General features: G+C 63.7%; 19 protein-coding genes. 12 read left to right on the top strand and 7 right to left on the bottom strand.

The features are described from left to right. Positions 1-129: 129 nt before the first annotated feature. Entirely contained in the window at positions 130-273 is a 144-nt protein-coding gene (locus GR183_RS21660) for a hypothetical protein (protein ID WP_202395934.1), read from the top strand. 66 nt (positions 274-339) lie between these two features. Further along, entirely contained in the window at positions 340-1,263 is a 924-nt protein-coding gene (gene xerD, locus GR183_RS09025; protein WP_160775271.1) for a site-specific tyrosine recombinase XerD, read from the top strand. Between the two features lie 6 nt (positions 1,264-1,269). Here the strand turns inward: xerD and GR183_RS09020 are convergent, their stop codons facing one another. Together GR183_RS09020 and GR183_RS09015 are read right to left on the bottom strand one after the other, a co-directional pair. After that, on the bottom strand, positions 1,270-2,322 hold the full coding sequence (locus tag GR183_RS09020) for a hypothetical protein (RefSeq protein ID WP_160775270.1): 1,053 nt from the start codon (positions 2,320-2,322) through the stop codon (positions 1,270-1,272). A 119-nt stretch (positions 2,323-2,441) separates the two neighbouring features. Beyond that, the gene (locus GR183_RS09015) at positions 2,442-3,494 is read right to left on the bottom strand and encodes a MaoC family dehydratase (RefSeq protein ID WP_160775269.1); all 1,053 of its coding nucleotides are present in this window, start codon (positions 3,492-3,494) and stop codon (positions 2,442-2,444) included. A gap of 208 nt (positions 3,495-3,702) precedes the next feature. On the opposite strand from GR183_RS09015, the gene GR183_RS09010 reads away from it, so the two are divergent. Next, on the top strand, positions 3,703-4,371 hold the full coding sequence (locus GR183_RS09010) for a carbonic anhydrase (protein WP_160775268.1): 669 nt from the start codon (positions 3,703-3,705) through the stop codon (positions 4,369-4,371). 93 nt (positions 4,372-4,464) lie between these two features. Here GR183_RS09010 and acnA read toward each other — a convergent pair whose 3' ends face one another. Next, positions 4,465-7,209, bottom strand: a complete 2,745-nt coding sequence (gene acnA / locus GR183_RS09005) for an aconitate hydratase AcnA (protein WP_160775267.1) — start codon at positions 7,207-7,209, stop codon at positions 4,465-4,467. 398 nt (positions 7,210-7,607) lie between these two features. Here acnA and ccmA point away from each other — a divergent pair, with 398 nt between their 5' ends. Continuing rightward, a complete protein-coding gene (gene ccmA, locus GR183_RS09000) occupies positions 7,608-8,237 on the top strand; it encodes a heme ABC exporter ATP-binding protein CcmA (RefSeq protein ID WP_160775789.1) in 630 nt (209 codons plus the stop codon). A gap of 32 nt (positions 8,238-8,269) precedes the next feature. Beyond that, positions 8,270-8,929 (top strand): heme exporter protein CcmB, encoded by a 660-nt coding sequence (gene ccmB / locus GR183_RS08995; RefSeq protein ID WP_160775788.1) that lies wholly within the window; start codon positions 8,270-8,272, stop codon positions 8,927-8,929. 74 nt (positions 8,930-9,003) lie between these two features. On the opposite strand, the gene GR183_RS08990 is transcribed toward ccmB, so the two are convergent. Continuing rightward, complete coding sequence (locus GR183_RS08990; protein ID WP_160775266.1) at positions 9,004-9,303, bottom strand: BolA family protein; 300 nt, start codon at positions 9,301-9,303, stop codon at positions 9,004-9,006. Between the two features lie 140 nt (positions 9,304-9,443). Here GR183_RS08990 and GR183_RS08985 point away from each other — a divergent pair, with 140 nt between their 5' ends. From GR183_RS08985 to GR183_RS08970, 4 genes are all read left to right on the top strand, one after another. Then, positions 9,444-10,043, top strand: a complete 600-nt coding sequence (locus GR183_RS08985; RefSeq protein ID WP_160775265.1) for a J domain-containing protein — start codon at positions 9,444-9,446, stop codon at positions 10,041-10,043. A 220-nt stretch (positions 10,044-10,263) separates the two neighbouring features. Further along, positions 10,264-11,250, top strand: coding sequence for a cobaltochelatase subunit CobS (gene cobS / locus GR183_RS08980; protein ID WP_160775264.1), 987 nt, complete (start codon positions 10,264-10,266; stop codon positions 11,248-11,250). Positions 11,251-11,276: 26 nt separating this feature from the next. Beyond that, positions 11,277-13,175, top strand: coding sequence for a cobaltochelatase subunit CobT (gene cobT / locus GR183_RS08975; RefSeq protein WP_160775263.1), 1,899 nt, complete (start codon positions 11,277-11,279; stop codon positions 13,173-13,175). Continuing rightward, the gene (locus tag GR183_RS08970; RefSeq protein ID WP_160775262.1) at positions 13,172-14,215 is read left to right on the top strand and encodes an esterase-like activity of phytase family protein; all 1,044 of its coding nucleotides are present in this window, start codon (positions 13,172-13,174) and stop codon (positions 14,213-14,215) included. The genes cobT and GR183_RS08970 overlap by 4 nt, the downstream gene beginning before the upstream one ends. A 66-nt stretch (positions 14,216-14,281) precedes the next feature. On the opposite strand, the gene GR183_RS08965 is transcribed toward GR183_RS08970, so the two are convergent. Together GR183_RS08965 and rpmB are read right to left on the bottom strand one after the other, a co-directional pair. Beyond that, positions 14,282-14,935 (bottom strand): VUT family protein, encoded by a 654-nt coding sequence (locus tag GR183_RS08965; protein ID WP_160775261.1) that lies wholly within the window; start codon positions 14,933-14,935, stop codon positions 14,282-14,284. Between the two features lie 114 nt (positions 14,936-15,049). Further along, complete coding sequence (gene rpmB / locus GR183_RS08960) at positions 15,050-15,343, bottom strand: 50S ribosomal protein L28 (RefSeq protein ID WP_160775260.1); 294 nt, start codon at positions 15,341-15,343, stop codon at positions 15,050-15,052. Between the two features lie 341 nt (positions 15,344-15,684). Between rpmB and GR183_RS08955 the strand changes: the two genes are divergently transcribed. The 3 genes from GR183_RS08955 to GR183_RS08945 all read left to right on the top strand — a co-directional run bounded on the left by GR183_RS08955 (position 15,685) and on the right by GR183_RS08945 (position 19,125). Next, entirely contained in the window at positions 15,685-16,536 is an 852-nt protein-coding gene (locus tag GR183_RS08955; RefSeq protein WP_160775259.1) for a DUF3108 domain-containing protein, read from the top strand. Positions 16,537-16,674: 138 nt separating this feature from the next. Continuing rightward, positions 16,675-17,628 carry an acetyl-CoA carboxylase carboxyltransferase subunit alpha gene (locus tag GR183_RS08950; protein WP_160775258.1) on the top strand — a complete coding sequence of 318 codons (954 nt, stop codon included), beginning with the start codon at positions 16,675-16,677 and terminating at the stop codon, positions 17,626-17,628. A 252-nt stretch (positions 17,629-17,880) separates the two neighbouring features. Continuing rightward, positions 17,881-19,125 (top strand): L,D-transpeptidase family protein, encoded by a 1,245-nt coding sequence (locus GR183_RS08945; protein WP_160775257.1) that lies wholly within the window; start codon positions 17,881-17,883, stop codon positions 19,123-19,125. 9 nt (positions 19,126-19,134) lie between these two features. On the opposite strand, the gene GR183_RS08940 is transcribed toward GR183_RS08945, so the two are convergent. Further along, positions 19,135-19,857 carry a DUF429 domain-containing protein gene (locus GR183_RS08940; RefSeq protein WP_312846806.1) on the bottom strand — a complete coding sequence of 241 codons (723 nt, stop codon included), beginning with the start codon at positions 19,855-19,857 and terminating at the stop codon, positions 19,135-19,137. Between the last annotated feature and the right edge of the window lie 15 nt (positions 19,858-19,872).

Genomic DNA, 19,872 nt, shown 5'->3' with positions numbered 1-19,872 from the left:
TTGCCCGTCTCGCCCGCGTTCTGTCAAGCATAAGCACGGTGAGTTCGAACCACGACAGGCTTTTTCTTGCATGCGCGTGGCGGATCGACCAAAAGGGGGAAGCTAGAGCTTCCACCCGACCGATGGCCGATGCCCACCCTTTTTCGCCTCATCCTGACGCTTTCGATCATCGCCGGCATCGGCTATGGCGCGGTTTTCGCGCTCGGCACGTTATATGAGCCCTCCCCGCGCGAAATCACCGTGCGCATCCACAAGGAAGGCTTCGGGCGCTGAAGGCGATGGTTCGTCGCGCGGGGTTCAAGTAGAATCCGCTGACGAATCGGAGGCCCGTCCCGGCCCATGGCAAGCGACGCCGTCCATATCGAAAGCTTTCTGGAAATGCTCGCCGCCGAGCGCGGTGCCGCGCTCAACACGCTGGAGAGCTACGCCCGCGACCTTGAGGATTTCGCAAGCTTCCATGCAAGCGGCGTGCTCGATGCGTCGAGCGAGGATATCGCCGCCTATTTGCGTGACCTTGCCCATCGCGGCTTTGCCGAAAGCTCGCAGGCGCGCAGGCTTTCCGCGCTTCGCCAGTTCTACAAGTTCCTCTATTCGGAAGGCCTGCGCGGCGACGATCCGACGCGCAAGGTGAAGGCGCCGAAGAAGCGGGCCTCCCTTCCCTCGGTCCTGTCCGTGGAAGAGGTCGACCGGCTGATCGAGGCCGCGCGCTTCAACGCCGAGCTTGAGCACGGCACGCGCGGAGCGGCCCTTCGCGCAAGCCGCCTCCACACTCTGCTGGAAGTGCTTTACGCGACCGGCCTTCGCGTATCGGAGCTGGTCGCCCTGCCGATAAGCGCGGCCCTGCGCGACGAGAGGCTGATCCTCGTGCGCGGCAAGGGCGGGAAGGAACGCGCGGTACCGCTTTCGCAAAGGGCGCGGGACGCCATGCGCGCCTATGTGGCGCTGCGCCGCGCGGAAGGGGCCTATTCGCAAAGCCCCTGGCTTTTCCCTTCGCATGGCGAAAGCGGCCATTTCACCCGGCAAGCCTTCGCACGCGACCTAAAGGCGCTCGCCGCGAGCGTCGGCCTGAAGGCGGCAAGCGTCAGCCCGCATGTTCTGCGTCATGCCTTCGCTTCGCATCTATTGCAGAACGGGGCGGACCTGCGCGTCGTCCAGCAGCTTCTCGGGCATGCGGATATTTCCACCACGCAAATCTACACGCATGTGCTCGACGAGCGGCTGCGCGCGCTCGTCGAAAGCCACCATCCGCTGGCGAAATCCTGATCCCGGTCACACTCTTCGCTTGCCGAACACCGTGCGCGAGCCGTAGGGCCGGCGCTCGGGCCTCGCCGGCGGCGAGGGGCGCATACCCGAGGGCGGATCTGTGCGAGGTTGCGGCGCGGCTTGCGGGGGTGCGGGCGGTGCGGACTGCGGCACCGGCGAAGGGTTTGGCTCCACATCGCCGATGCCGAATTCCGGGCATCGCTCGAGCGAGAGGCCGATGAACTCCTCCGGATCCTCCGGCGACGGCGTATTGTAGGAGATGCGGATGACCTCATCCGCGCTCAGGCCGAAACTGTCCCCCGCCGGGGGAAGCTCGCCCCTTTCGCGCATCGTTCCCACGAAGCTGTACACGCGCGACAACATCCAGTCGAGCGGCACCGGCGCCTCGTTGAATACGATTTCCTTGCCGAGGAAATGCGCCGCGCCAAAGGTCCTGAAGCCGATCACCTGCCGGCCCCTGACCACGGCGCGGCTGGAGAAGAGCGAGGGGTGGATGTAGAGCGGCATCGGGTCCGGCTGCTGCGCGAGTGCGCCATAGGCTTTCCCGCTCAGGAGAATGTTGGACTGGCCCCAATGGACCGCCATCGGCTCTGCCCGGTGGAAGAAGAAGTTCGTCGCCACCTGCGCGAGCGTCAGCGCGATCGAAAACTCCCCTTTCGAAAGTGCCGCGTCCGGCAGATCGATGCCGGTGATCGCGGGCATGGGTATGCCCTTGCCGATGTTTATCAGCACATGCGAGGTGTGGGAGCGCACGGCTTCGCCCGCTTCGGGAAACGATATACGCGTGAAGGGAGAAGACAGCGTCTGGTGAAAACCGCCCGCGGCCAGCGGGTTCAGGCTTTGCTCGACCTGGATGTAGAGCCCGCCGCCCACGATAAAGAAGTTCCGCCCGTGGCCGTGTATCGTGCTCTCGAATTCCAGGCCGGTGAAATCGATGACCTTGTTGATATGCTTGATAAACTCATCCGGGTCGGCAGGCTTGCAGGCCTGATACAGCAAGGCGGTCTGGATGTTTTCGGGCGGCGATGGTTGCACTGCAAGCCTCTTGGGAAAAAGCATTACACCGTTTGCCGGAAGATTAAGAGCCGCCGCCTTACCGCTCCTTTAATTTTCATGTATCGGCATTCAAATTTCCGCAAGCAGCAAGCTTCGGCCAGGAATTCCTTCGAGTGAGGTCTTCAGCGCGGCAAGAGAACCCAGTAATCGAAGTCGAGGATCACTTCGGGCTCGTATTTGCCGTCGTAATCGGTCAGCGGATGGTCGGCGCAGGGCCGGTTCTTGGTGGCGATGGTGCGAAGGCGCAGCGCGCCGACATCCGTGCGGCCCTCGATCTCCGCTTTTTCGCGCACGCCCGACCACGCATAGACCGTGTCGCCCGCGAACAGCGGCGCCACATGCCGCCCGCCGTTGATCGCCGCGATATGGAACGCGTTGGAAAGTCCGTTGAAGGAAAGCGCGCGGGCGAGCGAAATCACGTGCCCGCCGTAGATGAGCCGCCTGCCGAAACGGCCCTGGCCTTCCGAATGCTGGTTGAAATGCACCTTGGCGGTGTTCTGGTAAAGCCGCGTCGCGATCTGGTGTTCGGCTTCCTCCACCGTCATTCCATCGACATGGTCGATCCGCTCGCCCACCTCGTAATCGGAAAAGCGCCAGGGCGAGCCGGAAAGATCGTAGTCCCATTCGCCGTTGTCGAGGATCGGGCAGGCATCGCCCAGAGCATCCGCCTCGATAGCATCGGGCAGCACGGGAACGATCGGATCGGGCGCGGGCGAGGCCTCGTCGCGCTTTCTCACCATCACCCAGCGCACGTAATCCAGAACCTCCGTGCCGTCCGACCGATAGCCGGTGGATCGCACATAGACGACGCCGGTTTTTCCGTTGGAGTTCTCTTTCAGGCCGATCACCTCGGATACGGCGGACAGCGTGTCGCCCGGATAGACGGGGGAAAGAAAACGCCCGCCCGCGTAGCCGAGGTTGGCGACGGCGTTGAGCGAAATATCGGGCACCGTCTTGCCGAAGACGATGTGGAAGACGAGCAGATCGTCGACAGGCGCCTTCGAATAGCCGGCCGCATAGGCGAAGGCATCCGACGACTGGACCGCGAAACGGGACCCGTAAAGCGAGGTGTAGAGCGCGACATCGCCTGCGGTTACCGTGCGCGGCGTAGCGTGGCGAATGACCTGGCCTATCGAAAAGTCCTCGAAAAAGTTGCCCTGATTGGTTTTGGTCACTGTCTTCGCTCCTTCGAGGCTTCGCAACGCCGTGCGCGTTGGCAGTGCAAGATTAAGACAAAATCCTGCCGTGCACCGCAACACATACCAATGGAGATGGTCCCGCTCGCCGACCCTCCGCCATTCGGCGGAGTTGAAGGGCTTGAGCGCGGGCGCCATTTGCCGGTAATTCGTTGCGGAGAAAAAGTTACGAAAGGGCAGAACGACAATGACGACTGTGCAGCCTGCCGCCCCGGCTTTCCCCGATGCCCTCCTCGAAGGATACGGGCGTTATCGCGAAAAGGGGTTCGTTCGCTACCGCGAGGAGTACGAACGGCTTGCGGTCTACGGCCAGACGCCGGAAACCATGGTGATTTCCTGTTGCGACAGCCGCGTCACGCCGGAGGGCATTTTCGGTGCCGGACCGGGCGAGCTTTTCGTGGTGCGCAATGTCGCGAACCTCGTGCCGCCCTATCAGCCGGACAACGACTATCACGGCACGAGCGCGGCGCTTGAGTTTGCCGTTCAGGCGCTCAAGGTGAAGAACATCGTCGTCATGGGCCACGGGCGCTGCGGCGGCGTAACCGCATTCCTGAAGAAGGATTTCGAGCCGCTGTCGCCGGGCGACTTCATCGGCAAGTGGATGACGCTTCTGGAGCCCGCCGCCGAAACCTTCGCCTGCCTCGAAATCCGCGACGAGGACGACCGCCAGCTTGCCATGGAATACGCCGGCATCCGCCAGTCCATCGAGAACCTGAGGACATTTCCCTGCATCAAGATCCTGGAGGACAAGGGGCGGCTTACGCTGCACGGCGCGTGGTTCGACATCGGCCTTGGCGAATTGCGCGTGATGGCCCCGGAAACGGGCGATTTCTCGCTCGTCGGCGACGAGGGGTGATTGGCGGCATTCCATCCGCAGACCTCGAAACATCCAATAAAAAAGGGCCGGTCCCGGACCGGCCCTTTCTCGTATCGGTCAGCCTGTTCAGGCTCAGTTGGCGACGAGGTTCCTCAGCACATAGTGCAGGATGCCGCCGGCCTTGATGTATTCCAGCTCGTCGAGCGTATCGATGCGGCAGAGCGCCTCGATCGTCTTCTTCGTGCCGTCTTCGTATTCCACCTCGATGTCGACCATCTGGCGCGGCTTCAGGTCCGCCACCCCCTTGATGGTGACCTTCTCCTTGCCGGTGATGTTGTGCGACTGCCAGCTCTCGCCGTCCTTGAAGGTGAAGGGCAGCACGCCCATGCCGACGAGGTTGGAGCGGTGGATACGCTCGAACGACTGCGCGATGACGGCGCGAACGCCCAGAAGCGTCGTGCCCTTGGCCGCCCAGTCGCGCGAGGAACCGGTGCCGTATTCCTTGCCCGCGAAGATGACGAGCGGGGTGCCTGCTTCCTTGTATTCCATCGCGGCGTCATAGATGAAGCGCTGCTTGCCGTCCTTCGTCGTGTAGCCGCCCTCGACGCCCGGAACCATCTGGTTCTTGATGCGGATGTTGGCGAAGGTGCCGCGCATCATGACCTCGTGGTTGCCGCGCCGCGAGCCGTAGGAGTTGAAGTCGCGCACCGAGACCTGATGCTCCGACAGGTACTGGCCTGCCGGGCTGTCGGCCTTGATGGAGCCTGCCGGCGAGATGTGGTCGGTCGTGATGGAATCGAGGAAGAGGCCGAGCACCCCGGCGTTCTCGATGTCCTGGAGCGGCTTCGGCTCCATGGTCATGCCCTCGAAGTAGGGCGGGTTCTGAACGTAGGTGGAGGAGACCGGCCAGGAGTAGGTCATGCCGCCCTCGACCTTGATGCCCTGCCAGTGCTCGTCGCCCTTGAAGACGTCCGAGTAACGGGTGCGGAACATCTCCTCGGTGATCGACGCGCGGATGAGATCGGCGATCTCCTTCGTCGTCGGCCAGATGTCCTTGAGGTAGACCGGGTTGCCGTCCTGATCCTCGCCGAGCGGGTCTTCCGCGATGTTGACGTTGAGCGAGCCGGCGATGGCATAGGCCACGACCAGCGGCGGCGAGGCGAGGTAGTTCGCCCTGACATCCGGGTTCACGCGGCCTTCGAAGTTGCGGTTGCCGGACAGCACCGAGCAGGCGACGAGGTCGTTTTCGTTGATCGTCTTCGAGATCTCTTCCGGCAGCGGGCCGGAGTTGCCGATGCAGGTCGTGCAGCCGTAGCCGGTCAGGTTGAAGCCGAGCGCGTCGAGATCGTCCTGCAGGCCGGCCTTTTCCAGATAGTCGGTCACGACCTGGGAGCCCGGCGCCAGCGACGTCTTCACCCAGGGCTTCACCTTGAGGCCCTTGGCGAGCGCGTTGCGCGCGAGGATGCCCGCGCCGATCAGCACGCTCGGGTTGGAGGTGTTGGTGCACGACGTGATCGCGGCGATCACCACGTCGCCGTCGGCGAGGCCATGGTCGGCGCCGGCGACGTCATAGCGCGTCGGCGCGTCGAGCACGCCGGTCGCCCCTTCGTCGACGAAGCGGGATTCGCCGTTCGGATTGGGGATGGCGTCCTGGTTCTTGTGGCCGCCCTTGATCTCCTTCAGCGCCTCGGCGAACTTCGGCGCGGCCTCGGTCAGCGCCACGCGGTCCTGCGGGCGCTTCGGTCCGGCGATGGAGGGTACGACGGTCGAAAGATCGAGCTCCAGCGTGTCGGTGAACTCCGGCTCGAGCGAGCCGTCGCGGAACATGCCTTGCGCCTGCGAATAAGCCTCGACCAGCGCGATGCGCTCCGCGTCGCGGCCCGTCGAGGTGAGGTAGTTCAGCGTGTCGCCGTCGACGGGGAAGAAGCCGCAGGTCGCGCCGTATTCCGGCGCCATGTTGGCGATCGTCGCCTCGTCTTCCAGTGACAGGTGATCGAGGCCCTCGCCGTAGAATTCCACGAACTTGCCGACCACGCCCTTCTTGCGCAGCATTTCAACGACGGTCAGCACGAGGTCGGTCGCGGTGACGCCTTCGTTCAGCTTGCCCTTCAGCTTGAAGCCGACGACTTCGGGAATGAGCATGGAGATCGGCTGGCCGAGCATGGCGGCCTCCGCCTCGATGCCGCCCACGCCCCAGCCCAGAACGGCAAGGCCGTTGACCATGGTCGTGTGGCTGTCGGTGCCGACCAGCGTGTCGGGATAGGCGATCGTTTCGCCGTCCTCGTCCTTCGTCCAGACGGTCTGGGCGAGATATTCCAGGTTGACCTGGTGGCAGATGCCGGTTCCCGGGGGCACGGCGCGGAAGTTGTCGAATGCGGACTGGCCCCAGCGCAGGAACTCGTAGCGTTCCTGGTTGCGCTCGTATTCGCGCTCGACGTTCTGGGTGAAGGCGGTCGCCGTGCCGAAATAGTCGACCATAACCGAGTGGTCGATGACGAGGTCGACGGGAACCTGCGGGTTGACCTTCTCGGCATTGCCGCCGAGCTTCACCGCGGCATCGCGCATGGCGGCAAGGTCGACCACGGCCGGAACGCCGGTGAAGTCCTGCATCAGCACGCGCGCCGGTCGGTAGGAGATCTCGTGGGAGGACTTGCGCTCCTTCAGCCAGTCGGCGACGGCCTGGATGTCGTCCTTCGTGACCGTGCGCCCGTCTTCGAAGCGAAGGAGGTTCTCAAGGATCACCTTCAGCGAGAAGGGGAGCTTTGAGACGCCGGAAAGACCGTTCTTTTCCGCCTCGGGCAGGCTGAAGTAGGTGTAGGTCTTGTCGCCGACCTGCAATGTCTTGCGGGCCTTGAAGCTGTCGAGTGATTTGGTCACGGCTGGCGATCCCCTTTTTGTCAGCGGCGCGGGGCGGGAGGCCGAACGCACCTTCAAATTTGCATCCCCGGTCGGGCTTGGGAGGTCCGGCGGCGGATCGGTCACGGAATACGCGGGCGGGGGCGAAGGCTGGCGTAATCGGCTGCCGTGTGCCCCGCCTTGCGCGGGTTGGCGCTCCTATAGCGAATTTTAAGCCCGCGTGCCAGCGCCCAGAGGCGCCATTTTCCTCGGCATATAGGATAGGTCATGCTTGATCTTGCTCAAGGAGCCGGAAGAGCGCATGGGCGATTGATGCGGGCCTGCCGGGCAAGCCATGCGTGCGGTCCGCACTTGATTGCGCATCCACGCTCGGGCACAAGCGTCAGGCGATGTTTCCTTGGGGGCACAAGTTCACGTCCATGCAGCTCACCGCCGAAAAGCTTGCCTGCGACCGCGGCGGGCGCAGGGTCTTCGAAGGCGTCTCCTTTTCGCTTGGGCGAGGAGAGGCGCTGGCGGTGACCGGGCCGAACGGCGTCGGCAAGTCGAGCCTGCTGCGTGTCCTGGCCGGCCTCGTGCGGCATTGCGAAGGCGAAATCCGCGTGGACGGCGGCGAGGCGGAGTTCACGGTTGCCGAGCACTGCCACTATTTCGGCCACCAGGATGCGCTGAAACCCGCACTGAGCGTTCTCGAAAATCTCGATTTCTGGCGATCCTTCTCAGCACCCGCTCCCGGCCTCGACGGCGCGCATGAGGCGATGGCGGCGATGGAAGCGCTCGATGCGCTCGGCATCGGCCACACGGCGCATCTGCCGGCGGCCTATCTTTCCGCCGGCCAGCGGCGGCGGCTTTCGCTTGCAAGGCTTTTGACGGTGCCGCGCCCGGTGTGGCTGCTCGACGAGCCGACTTCGGCGCTCGATGCGGCGTCGGAGGAAAAACTCGTCGCTCTCATGACCGCGCATCTCGATTCCGGCGGGCTGATCGTCGCCGCGACGCATCAGAACCTCGGCCTTGCAGCCATGCGGTCCTTGCGGATGGAGGCTGCCCTATGAGTGAGCGGACGAGCGGCGCGACGCAAGGATGGATCGCGGCACTTTTCGCGAGGGAACTGCGGCTTTCGGTGCGCGTCGGCGGGGGCGCGCTGATCGGCGTGCTGTTCTTCCTCGCCGTCGTCACCGTCATTCCCTTCGGCGTCGGGCCGGACCTGAACCTTCTGGCGCGCATCGGCCCTGCCATCTTGTGGATCGGCGCGCTGCTGGCGACGCTTTTAGGCCTCGACCGCCTGTTTCAGGCCGATCGCGACGACGGCTCGCTCGATCTCATTCTCATGTCGGGCCGCCCGCTGGAACTCGTGGTGCTTCTGAAATGCCTGTCGCACTGGGCGGGCACGGGCCTGCCGCTCGTCGTCGCAGCGCCCGTGCTGGCGATATTCCTGAACCTCGAACCCGTCGCCATGGGCGCGGTGACACTGACCCTTCTCGTCGGCACGCCCGCGCTCACGCTGATCGGGGCCATCGGCGCGGCACTCACGGTGTCGCTTCGGCGCGGCGGGCTGCTGCTTGCCGTCCTCGTCGTGCCGATCGCAATCCCCGTCCTGATCTTCGGCGTGAGTGCAGCCGATGCTGCGGTCACGGAGCCGACGCCCTTCCTGACGCCGTTCCTTTTCTTGTGCGCGCTGACGCTGATTTCCGCCGTCATCGGTCCCGTCGCGGCCGCAGCAGCCCTTCGCCACGCGGGCGATTGACGGGCCGCCGGGCGATGGCCGCCTGGGAAGTCATTACGCTCACCTTCAAACCGGATGAACGCCAAAACCTTTTCTCAGGGGCCCGAAACCTTCACGGTCCTGGGGTCGGTCTCGTCCGGCGAGCGCGCTTCGATGGCGAGCGCATGCACGCCACCCTTCAGCTCGGCGTCGAGGCAGGCGTTTACGGCGCGGTGGCGCGCAAGGCGGTTCATGCCCGTAAAGGCTTCTGCAACGATCCTCACGCGAAAATGTGTCTCGCCGCCCTCGCGCCAGCCGGAATGACCCCGGTGGCGTTCGGATTCGTCAATCACTTCCAGCTGTTGCGGAGAAAACGTCTCCCGCAGCCTGGCTTCCATGGTTTCGCGCATGCTCATGATTCGCGTTTTCGCCCGCCCGGGAAATGTCGTCAAGACCTTGCGAAGCAGGGCGACAATCTCATATCTAATCGCTTCGCTTTCGCCGGGTGGCGTCTTCCCGGCTTGTAGGCAATGCCTCACATTCACATAATCGGTCCATGAAGCTCGACTCGAAGATATTCGATCGCATCCGCGTCAAGCCCGACCAGGAACGGGTTGCGGAGGATCGGCACCAGGAGTGCCAATGGGACGGCTGCACCCGCGCCGGCACCCATCGCGCGCCCAAGGGGCGCGATCGCGAGGGCGAGTACCTGAACTTCTGCATCGACCATGTCCGCGAATACAACAAGTCCTACAATTATTTCGCCGGCATGGACGACGACCGCGTGCGCCAGTGGCAAAAGGCCGCGACCACCGGCCATCGGCCAACCTGGAAGATGGGCGTCAACTCCAAGGCCGCCGGGGCGAACGGCGCGTCCTCGGGCACGCAGTCGCACACCGGATACCGGTCTTACCACAACGCCTGGCGGCGGCATGCCGAAGCGCCGCGCCGGCCCAAGCTGAAACCCCTGGAGGCGGGCGCCTTCGAAACGCTCGGGCTCGATCACGCCAAGCGCGGAAACGAGATCAAGGCGCGCTATAAAGAACTTGTGAAGCGCCACCATCCCGATGCGAACGGCGGCGATCGCTCGTCGGAAGAGCGGCTTCGCCAGATCATTCAGGCCTATACTCTTCTGAAAAAGGCCGGTTTCTGCTAGACCGTTCCCGAAAAGGTTTGGCCGTTCACGCATATGGTAAGCCGCGAACGGGCTAAGTCGATTGGATCGCACGCATTTTCGGGCTGCCAGATTGCCTTGGGGCTTCGAAGATGCAATTTAGGGCGATCGAACTCTTCCCTCGTATGCGCGCTTTCCCGCGTGTATGAATTTATGGAAATCAGCGCCAGCCCGCGAAGAAACGCGGGCCTGCGGAGGACCGATGACCGAGACAATGACGACGGCCGAAGGCCTGCCCGATACCAAGGTGAAGGCGAGCGAACTCTTCGGTTTTGACACCGACCTTGAAGTTCCCGCCTACAGCGAGGCAAACGAGCACGTTCCCGAGCTTGACCCCGACTATCTGTTCGATCGCGCGACGACGCTCGCGATCCTCGCCGGTTTCGCGAAGAACCGCCGCGTGATGGTCACGGGCTATCACGGCACGGGCAAATCGACGCATATCGAGCAGGTCGCGGCCCGCCTCAACTGGCCTTGCGTGCGCGTCAATCTCGACAGCCACATTTCCCGTATCGACCTCGTCGGCAAGGACGCGATCGTCATTCGCGACGGCCAGCAGATCACGGAGTTCCGGGACGGTATCCTGCCCTGGGCGCTTCAGAACAACGTCGCCCTGGTGTTCGACGAATACGACGCCGGCCGTCCGGACGTCATGTTCGTGATCCAGCGCGTGCTTGAGGTTTCGGGCCGCCTGACGCTTCTCGACCAGAACCGCGTCATCCGCCCGCATCCGGCCTTCCGCCTGTTCGCGACCGCTAATACGGTCGGCCTGGGCGACACGTCCGGCCTCTATCACGGCACCCAGCAGCTCAACCAGGGCCAGATGGACCGCTGGTCCATCGTCACCACGCTGAACTACCTGCCGCATGACAACGAGGTGGAGATCGTTCTCGCCAAGGCAAAGCACTACCAGGGTGCCGAAGGCCGCTCGATCGTCTCCAAGATGGTCCGCCTCGCGGACATGACGCGCAATGCCTTCATCAACGGCGACCTGTCCACCGTCATGAGCCCGCGCACGGTCATCACCTGGGCGGAAAACGCGGAGATTTTCGGCGACCTCGGCTTTGCCTTCCGCGTCACCTTCCTCAACAAGTGCGACGAACTGGAGCGCACGCTGGTCGCGGAGTTCTATCAGCGCTGCTTCGGAGAGGACCTGCCGGAATCGGCGACCAACGTCGTGATGAGCTAACAACGAGCCTGGGGTCCAGCCTCTAAATGCGTCAGCCTCCCTCCGAGAAGCCGAAGCAGCCGACGACGGAGCCGCTGAAACAGGCGGTTTCGGGCGCCATGCGCGCCATCGCCGGCGATCCGGAACTGGAAGTCATGTTCACCGCCGACCGGCCTTCGCTCGTCGGCAATACCGCCCGCGTGCCCGAGCCGCCGCGCAAGCTCACGCACGAGCAGGTGGCGATTACCCGTGGCATCGGCGATTCCATGGCTTTGAAGCTCGCTTGCCACGATGCCACGGTGCACCGCAAGCTGATGCCCCAGGGCCAGGCGGGGCGCGAGATTTTCGAGGCGGTGGAGCGTGCGCGCTGCGATGCCGTCGGCGCGAACCGCATGCCGGGTGTCGCCGACAATCTTTCGGCAATGCTGGAAGACCGCTACCAGAAGGCGGGCGCGGACAAGATCTCCATCCGCTCGGAAGCCCCCTTGCAGGATGCGCTCGCCCTTGTCGTGCGCGAGCGGCTGACCGGCCGCAAGCCGCCGGCATCCGCCGAAAAGCTCGTCGACCTGTGGCGCGACTGGATCGAGGAGAAGGCGGGCAGCGATCTCGACCGGCTGATTACGCGCCTTGAAGATCAATCGGCCTTCGCCAGCCAGCTTCGCAATGTCCTTACCGCGCTCGACATGGAAGACGAGCTTGGCGACGAGGCGGAGGACGAGGAGCAGGAAGGCGAGGACGAAAACGAGGGCCGCAACGAACGCGCCGAAACGTCCGCCGACGGCGAAGAGGATGCCGGCGAGGAGGAAGGCGCCCCGCAGGAAATGGAAATGTCCGGCGAGGAGCAGGAGGCCGGCGAAACCGAGGCGCTTGACGGCGATTTCGACGAGTTCGACGAAAACGCCGACATGGATGCCGAGGAGCCGGGCGAAACGCCGCGCAGCGATCAGCCGTTCTCCAACCAGCCGCCAGGGCCCGACTACAAGGTTTTCACCACCGAATTCGACGAGACGGTCACGGCGGAGGATCTTTGCGATCAGGCCGAGCTTGACCGGCTGCGCGGCTATCTCGACAAGCAGTTGACGAACCTCCAGGGTGCGGTCGCCCGCCTCGCCAACAAGCTTCAGCGCAAGCTGCTTGCCCAGCAGAACCGCTCGTGGAACTTCGATCTCGAGGAAGGCATCCTCGACACGGCCCGCCTGATCCGCGTCGTCACCGACCCGATGCAGCCTCTCGCCTTCAAGGAAGAGACGGACATCAATTTCCGCGACACGGTGGTGACGCTGCTTCTCGACAATTCCGGCTCCATGCGCGGGCGGCCGATCACGGTCGCCGCCACCTGTGCCGATATCCTCGCCCGCACGCTGGAGCGTTGCGGCGTCAAGGTCGAGATCCTGGGCTTCACCACCCGCGCCTGGAAGGGCGGGCAGTCGCGCGAGTCCTGGCTCCAGCGCGGCAAACCGGCAACTCCGGGGCGGCTCAACGACCTGCGCCACATCATCTACAAGTCGGCGGATTCGCCTTACCGCCGCTCGCGGCGCAACCTCGGGCTGATGATGCGCGAGGGTCTTTTGAAGGAAAACATCGACGGCGAGGCGCTCGACTGGGCGCATCACCGCCTGCTTGGCCGACCCGAGCAGCGCAAGATCCTGATGATGATCTCCGACGGTGCGCCGGTCGACGATTGCACGCTTTCGGTCAATCCCGGCAATTATCTTGAAAAGCACCTGCGCTGGGTGATCGAGGACATCGAGACGCGCTCGCCCGTCGAGCTGATTGCCATCGGCATCGGCCATGATGTCACGCGCTATTACCGCCGGGCCGTCACCATCGTCGATGCCGAGGAGCTTGCCGGCGCGATGACCAACCAGCTCGCCGATCTTTTCGACGAGGAGACGACGCCCCAGCCGTCACGTCCCGGCCGCAGGCGGCACGCCGCGCACCGATGAGGCGCGTCGCGGCCATTGCCGGTCTCGTGGTGCTGCTCGGGGCGCTGCTCGGGCTGGCGCCTGTCCCGCCCGCGGTTCTTGCGGCCTCGCCTAAGCTGCCGGACGGCAAGGTGGTCATCGATACCAGGCCCGTCCCCTATTTCGGAATCGGCGAGGCGAACCGGGACCGTTTCGGCAAGCTCGAATTTCTGGGCGGGCTGGAGCTGTTGCCCCGCGACCGTCATGTCGGCGGGCTTTCCGGGCTCGTTGTCTCGGAAGACGGCGCATCCTTCATCGCGGTGACCGACAATGGCCTCTGGGTTTCGGGCGAAATCCGTCAGGACGAGGCGGGCCGCCCGCTCGGCCTTACACCGGTCGACGTCGCGCCGATACTGGGGCCCGACGGAACGCCGCTCGTACTTGCCGGGCGAGGCGATACCGAAGCCGTGACGATCGACCGTTCGGGCGAAACCCCGCGCCTTCTGGTTTCCGCCGAGGGCCATCATTCGGTCTACGCCTTCGGCTATCCGCTCGACACCTCGCAGCCGGCCGTCCCCCTCTCCCTGCCGAAGGCCGTAAAACGGCTTCGCTACAACAAGGGGCTGGAAGCCATCGCCGCTTCATCCCCGGACGGGCCGCTTGGTGGTACACTCGTGGCGATTGCCGAGCGCGGCGCTTCCTTCGACGACGATATGCAGGGCTTCTTGATCGGCGGCGCCGTGCCCGGCACCTTCACGGTCAGGCGGCATGACGATTTCGACGCGACGGATGCCGCCTTCCTGTCCGGCGGAGATCTGCTTTTGCTGGAGCGCCGCTTCAACCTGCGTCACGGAATCGGCATGCGCATCCGCCGTATCGACGGGGATAAATTGAAGCCGGGGGCGGTGATAGACGGGGAGACGATCGTCGAGGCGGGCTTCGCCCACCAGATCGACAATATGGAGGCGCTCGCCGTCCATACCACCGCGTCAGGCGACACGATCCTGACGCTCCTGTCGGACGACAACAGATCGATCCTGCAGCGCAGCCTGCTCCTCAGATTTCGCCTGGCGGATAACTGAAGAACCTTTTTCGCCTCGTTTGGCGGCGAATTCCACCCTTCCGGAATTCACCTCGCCGATGGCCGGTTACGCCGCCGCAGGGTTCGCCTTGAGGCCGAAAACCGCCAGAAGGACGCGGTAGGGCGCAAGCAGGGCAGTGGCGACGAAGATCTTCACCACATAGTCGCCGAGCGCCCAGGAAACCCAGCGCGGAACCTCGATCGCGAATGCGCCGAGAAGCGGTGCCGCTTCGGTCGCGAACGGTTCGTCGAAACCGAAGACGGACGCGAAAACGCCAGCAAAAGCAAGGCTGAAGAACAAAACCGTATCGAGGAACGAGCCGACGAGCGACGAGATCACCGGCGCCTTCCACCAGGACTGCAGGCGCAACCTGTCGAAGATCGCAATGTCCAGAAGCTGGGCGAAAAGAAAGGCCGAACCGGAGGCGATCGCGATCCTGGGCGTCGCCAGCCAGATGGAAAGTATCACCGCCATAACGAAGCCCGCGATCACGACCTTTCGCGCCGCGGCCGGGCCGAAACGGCGGTTCGTCAGGTCGTTGACGAGGAAGGCGGCCGGATAGGTGAAGGCGCCCCAGGTCAGGATATCCGCGAGATTTATGGGCCCGAGCATGCCCATCACCGGATATTGAACGAGAATATTCGCGGCGACGACGACAGCCACCATCACGCTCATGGCTACAAGGGCGGAAAGTGGAGAAAACCGGCGGAATTCCGTCATTTTCGGAGTGTCCCGAGCAAGGTGATTTTGAAAAAGAGGCCAAGTCCGCCTCGCGCCAACGCGAAAAGAGGCGCCGGGGCGCCTCTGGCTTCCAATCGCGCTTAAACGCCGATCTTACGCAGCGGCTTCAGCCTGGCGGCGCCTGATCTCGCGCTTCAGGATGCGAGCGCGCGGCGACAGTTCGCTGTCGGCGGCCTTCGCCAGGAACGCGTCGAGACCGCCGCGATGCTCCACCGTGCGAAGCGCATGCGCGGAAATGCGCAGCTTCACGGTTTCGCCAAGCGTGTCGGAAATCAGCGACACATTGCACAGATTCGGCAGAAAACGGCGGCGGGACTTGTTGTTGGCGTGACTGACATTGTTGCCGGTCATCACGTCCTTGCCGGTGAGTTCGCAACGGCGGGCCATTTGGTCACCTTCTTGTTTCGCAACGGCCTCGCCAGAGGCCGCAAACACGTAAAACCGGAGCGGTGCGGGCCCTTTCGGTCCGGCAATCTCGCGCCCGGCGCTGATTGGAAAGTCGGGATCGTATAAGCATCATGGGCTGCAAGGTCAAGCGGAGTCGCGCCGCGTTTACCGAATTAACACTGCCGCATGGCGGGCGAGCCTCGTTTGCAGTACATTAACCATGCGGTTACCGCATTTGGCGAAACTCCGCCACGGGCCATGGGGCCCGCCGGACGGAGGCGCGCAATCCAGAAAAAACCGCAGCCGCCGCCGGCATGGAGGAACAAAGAGTGCCGAGTGTCATGAGCCAATTCACCAAGCCGATCCGCAGTTTTGCCGCGCACCTCGTGGCCGCCGCGGCCATTTCGGCGTTTTCACTCGCAGCGGTGGCTCAGGGCGCTTCGGCGCAAACGGCGCGCCTCGGCGGCGTCTACGATGTCACGGTGGCGGGCCTGAAGATCGCCCGGGGTTCCCTCTCGCTTGTCGTGCAGGGCAACGCCTATTCGGCGAAAGCCGGTATGGAGCCGGCCGGCATCGGCACGATCTTCTCCACCGGCAAGGGCGGCGCACAGGCATCCGGCTGGCTCGGACGAGACAATGTGCGCCCGTCGCGCTATACGATGGCCTCGCGCGCGGCAGACCGCGATTTCTATGTCGACATCGCGCTCGGCGGAGGCCGGGTGAAATCCGCCGACGTCACGCCGAAGCTCAAGAAAAGCCCGGAACGCATCAAGGTCACGCCGCAGCATACCCGCAAGGTCGTCGATCCGCTGAGCGCGATCCTCATGCCCGTTCCGGCCAACAAGGGCGCGAAGAACGAAGCCGTCTGCGATCGCACGCTTCCGGTCTACGACGGCTGGACCCGCTTCGACATCCAGCTTTCCTACAAGGAAATGCGCGAGGTTTCAGGGCGCGGCTACGACGGCCCGGTGGTGGTGTGCGAGGCGCGCTGGATCCCCGTCGCCGGCCACCGCCCGTCACGGATCAAGGCGTCGGGCATCGAAAACCGTTATATGGAGGCCTGGCTCGCCCCGCTCGGCAAGAGCCGGGTTTTCGTGCCCTATCGCATCCAGATGGCGACCGCGACCGGAACGCTGGTGGTGGAAGCCAACCGAATAAAGGTTTACGGCGGCAAGGACACCGCGGCCCGCTGATGCCGCCACGCCGGCGCACCGCTTTGCAGCCTTGACAGCGGCGCCCGCTCTCGCCAGTGTCGCGCCGCAACGCAACCGGGTAACCTTGGGTCCATCACCCAGGCCCGTTGCCGGCACCATCCACGAGATATTGAACCCATGCACAGCTTCCTCGAATTCGAAAAGCCGGTCGCCGATCTTGCCGGCAAGGTCCACGAGTTGCAGTCGCTCGCGCAAAGCGGCGAGGCGGTCGATGTAGACGAGGAGATTTCGCGGCTGCAGACCAAGGCCGACCAGGCGCTGAAAGACATCTACGCGAAGCTGACACCCTGGCAAAAAACGCTTGTGGCACGCCACCCGGACCGGCCGCATGCCATCGACTACATAGAGGCCCTGATCGAGGACTTCTCGCCACTTGCAGGCGACCGGAAGTTTTCCGAGGACGCCGCGGTTGTCGCGGGGTTGGGGCGGTTTCGCGGGCGTTCGGTCGCCGTCATCGGGCAGGAAAAGGGCAACGACACCCAATCGCGCCTGAAACGCAACTTCGGCATGGCAAGGCCCGAAGGCTACCGCAAGGCGGTGCGCATCATGGAGCTTGCCGGACGCTTCGGCCTTCCGGTCATCTCGCTGGTCGATACCGCCGGCGCCTATCCCGGCATCGGTGCGGAAGAGCGCGGCCAGGCGGAGGCGATCGCGCGCTCCACCGATGCCTGCCTCATGCTCGACACGCCGAATGTGGCGCTCGTGATCGGTGAAGGCGGCTCGGGCGGCGCAATCGCGATCGCGACCGCCAACCACGTCGCAATGCTGGAGCATGCGATCTACAGCGTGATCTCGCCGGAAGCCGGAGCCTCGATCCTCTGGCGCGACAGCGCGCGGGCGCAGGACGCAGCAACCAACATGAAGATCACCGCCCAGGACCTCATGAAGCTCGGCATTATCGACGAGATCGTGGAAGAACCGCTTGGCGGGGCGCACCGCGCCAAGGAGATCGTCATCGACCGCGCCGGCGGCGCGATCGAGGCCGCGCTGAAGCGGTTCGACGAGATGCCGGCGGAGGAAATCCGAAAGCAGCGGCGGGAAAAATTCCTCAAGATCGGCCGCAATCTCTGAAAAGCACCGTCACACGAATGCAACGGATGCGCAGGAATTTTTCCTGCGCATGACGCTTGCCGCCAAAATGCCGGATTCCTGACGCAAGACCAGCCGAACGCGGCACTGCCGCGCCGCATTTTGCCCGATTACGGTAACGTCTGATCAACATTAAGCGCTTAGCGTCGACAGACGGGGCAAACGTATATGGAGCGTGGTAAAACCCGCGACTGATCAAAAGATCAAACGGATCAACAGGCTGGATTTTCGAAGATGAAGGCTGTCACGTCTCGCTTCCGGACCAAATGGTTCAAGACCGCAAGCGTCTTGCTGGTCGCCGGCTTTCTTGCCGCCTGCCAGGCCGACGAACTGGGATACGGGCCGAAACACCTGCGCCCGGTCAGCGGCGGCCTGAAAGCCAAGATGGAGCGCATGAACCTGGCGGCCGAATCCCCTATCATGATCCGCATCTACAAGGAAGATTCGGAGCTCGAGGTCTGGAAGGAGGCCAAGGACGGCAAGTTCAAGCTGCTGGATACATTCGAGATTTGCAGCTGGTCCGGCGAATTGGGCCCAAAGAAGAAGGAAGGCGACCGTCAGGCGCCCGAAGGCTTCTACGAGATCACGCCAAGCCTGATGAACCCGAATTCGAACTACCACCTCGCCTTCAACATGGGCTACCCGAACAAGTTCGACCGGGCGCACGGGCGCACCGGCAGCCACCTGATGGTGCACGGCGCGTGCTCGTCGCGCGGTTGCTACGCCATGACGGACCCGCAGATCCAAGACATCTACGCGCTCGCGCGCGATTCCTTCCGCGGTGGCCAGCGCTCGTTCCAGGTTCAGGCATTGCCCTTCCGCATGACGGCGGAAAACATGGCGCGTTTCGTCGACAACGAGAACTACGACTTCTGGAAGATGCTGAAGCGTGGCTCCGACCATTTCGAGATCACGAAACGCCCGCCGCAGATCGCCGTTTGCGACAAGCATTACATTTTCGACGCCACGAAGCTCGTGGAAGGCGTGCCTTTCAATGCCGTCGGCAAGTGCCCGGAGCTCGATGTTCCGGATTCCGTCGAGCGCGCGGTCCTGGCCAAGGAAAAGCGCGACGAGGAGAAGATCAGGCAGATCGTCGCGAGCAACGAGCGGGCTGAAAAGCGCAAAGAGGCGATAGCCTCGATCTTCGGCGGCGGCGCACAGACAACCGAAAGCGAAACGCCCGAGACCGACCCGGCAAGCGAGACCGCAACCGCCACGGCAGCGGACGCCGCGAAAGCGGCCGATACCGCGATCGCAAGCGCCACGGCGGACGCAAAACCCGAAGCCGGCGTGGTGGCGGAAACCGTCAACGCGACCCCGATCCCGGCGACGGCTTTCGCCGCACAGGAAAAACCGGCCGAGAGTGGCTTCTTCAGCCGCTGGATACCGAGTTTCGGAAGCGACGACGAGGAAACGGCGACCAGCGAACCCGATCCGGCGCTTGGCGAAGCCCCGCCGCCTGCAGCCAAACCTGAATAAGCTGCGCTCTCAGGCCCAGATCGCCATCCGAAGGCCGCGCACGTCCCTCTCATAATCCTCGGGAAACGGGCGCGCCTTGCCTTGAAGGATACGTTCTGCGATCAGGCAGCTCGCGCAGGCATCTACAAGGTCGTCGCGCGCCGAGCCACGAGGCGGTTTCTGAGACAGAAATTCGCGCGCGAACCCATACCGCTCCAGCAACTCGCTTCTTTCATCCAGTCCAGGACTGTTTATCCGGCTTTTTACCTTTTTGGGCAGCGACATTGCTCTTTCGCCGTTAAGCCGCCAGAAGGCGACTTCCGGATGCACTTCGTATATCTGCGCCTCACGCTCGGCCGTCATGAGGGAATCGATCTCCCGGATTTTGGGAAACAGGGCGAATGCCTGCTTCGATACCTTTCGCGGCGGATCGGATGTCACCAACGCGATGCTGCAAGCTGTGCGATAGTCGTCGCAATAAACCGCTGCTCTGGAAGGCACGGAAAACACCGAAGATTGACGCTCACGAATTAAAGGGCGCACAGCGCGTTCCGGCCCACGCCCCCCTGCGCCTGCACGCTCCGGCAAACCGATCGGCATGTCGACCGCAACGATCGACGGCGGAACAGCAGATGTCAGAATATCGCCGAATTGCGCAAACATGCGAACGTCGGCAAATGAAGGATCGGCCGTATCGCGCATAACGGCGATCCAGCCGAAACGTGCACCATCAACACCCATAACCAGAGGCATCTGCATACCCCTTCT

This window comes from Stappia sediminis (assembly GCF_009826895.1).
GTDB lineage: Bacteria > Pseudomonadota > Alphaproteobacteria > Rhizobiales > Stappiaceae > Hongsoonwoonella > Hongsoonwoonella sediminis.
Note: the sequence above shows the minus strand (reverse complement) of the source record. Positions and strands in the feature narration are given on the sequence as shown.

Bases quoted from the DNA above. Each gene is read 5' to 3' on its own strand.
- GR183_RS08990 (WP_160775266.1), bottom strand. From the start codon at position 9,303: ATGAGCATGCGCGAAACCATGGAAGCCAGGCTGCGGGAGACGTTTTCT.
- GR183_RS08955 (WP_160775259.1), top strand. From the start codon at position 15,685: ATGAGCCAATTCACCAAGCCGATCCGCAGTTTTGCCGCGCACCTCGTG.
- xerD (WP_160775271.1), top strand. From the start codon at position 340: ATGGCAAGCGACGCCGTCCATATCGAAAGCTTTCTGGAAATGCTCGCC.
- GR183_RS08985 (WP_160775265.1), top strand. From the start codon at position 9,444: ATGAAGCTCGACTCGAAGATATTCGATCGCATCCGCGTCAAGCCCGAC.
- GR183_RS21660 (WP_202395934.1), top strand. From the start codon at position 130: ATGCCCACCCTTTTTCGCCTCATCCTGACGCTTTCGATCATCGCCGGC.
- GR183_RS08940 (WP_312846806.1), bottom strand. From the start codon at position 19,857: ATGCCTCTGGTTATGGGTGTTGATGGTGCACGTTTCGGCTGGATCGCC.
- GR183_RS08965 (WP_160775261.1), bottom strand. From the start codon at position 14,935: ATGACGGAATTCCGCCGGTTTTCTCCACTTTCCGCCCTTGTAGCCATG.
- GR183_RS08970 (WP_160775262.1), top strand. From the start codon at position 13,172: ATGAGGCGCGTCGCGGCCATTGCCGGTCTCGTGGTGCTGCTCGGGGCG.
- cobS (WP_160775264.1), top strand. From the start codon at position 10,264: ATGACCGAGACAATGACGACGGCCGAAGGCCTGCCCGATACCAAGGTG.
- GR183_RS08950 (WP_160775258.1), top strand. From the start codon at position 16,675: ATGCACAGCTTCCTCGAATTCGAAAAGCCGGTCGCCGATCTTGCCGGC.
- GR183_RS09020 (WP_160775270.1), bottom strand. From the start codon at position 2,322: ATGCTTTTTCCCAAGAGGCTTGCAGTGCAACCATCGCCGCCCGAAAAC.
- cobT (WP_160775263.1), top strand. From the start codon at position 11,277: ATGCGTCAGCCTCCCTCCGAGAAGCCGAAGCAGCCGACGACGGAGCCG.
- GR183_RS08945 (WP_160775257.1), top strand. From the start codon at position 17,881: ATGAAGGCTGTCACGTCTCGCTTCCGGACCAAATGGTTCAAGACCGCA.
- GR183_RS09010 (WP_160775268.1), top strand. From the start codon at position 3,703: ATGACGACTGTGCAGCCTGCCGCCCCGGCTTTCCCCGATGCCCTCCTC.
- ccmA (WP_160775789.1), top strand. From the start codon at position 7,608: ATGCAGCTCACCGCCGAAAAGCTTGCCTGCGACCGCGGCGGGCGCAGG.
- rpmB (WP_160775260.1), bottom strand. From the start codon at position 15,343: ATGGCCCGCCGTTGCGAACTCACCGGCAAGGACGTGATGACCGGCAAC.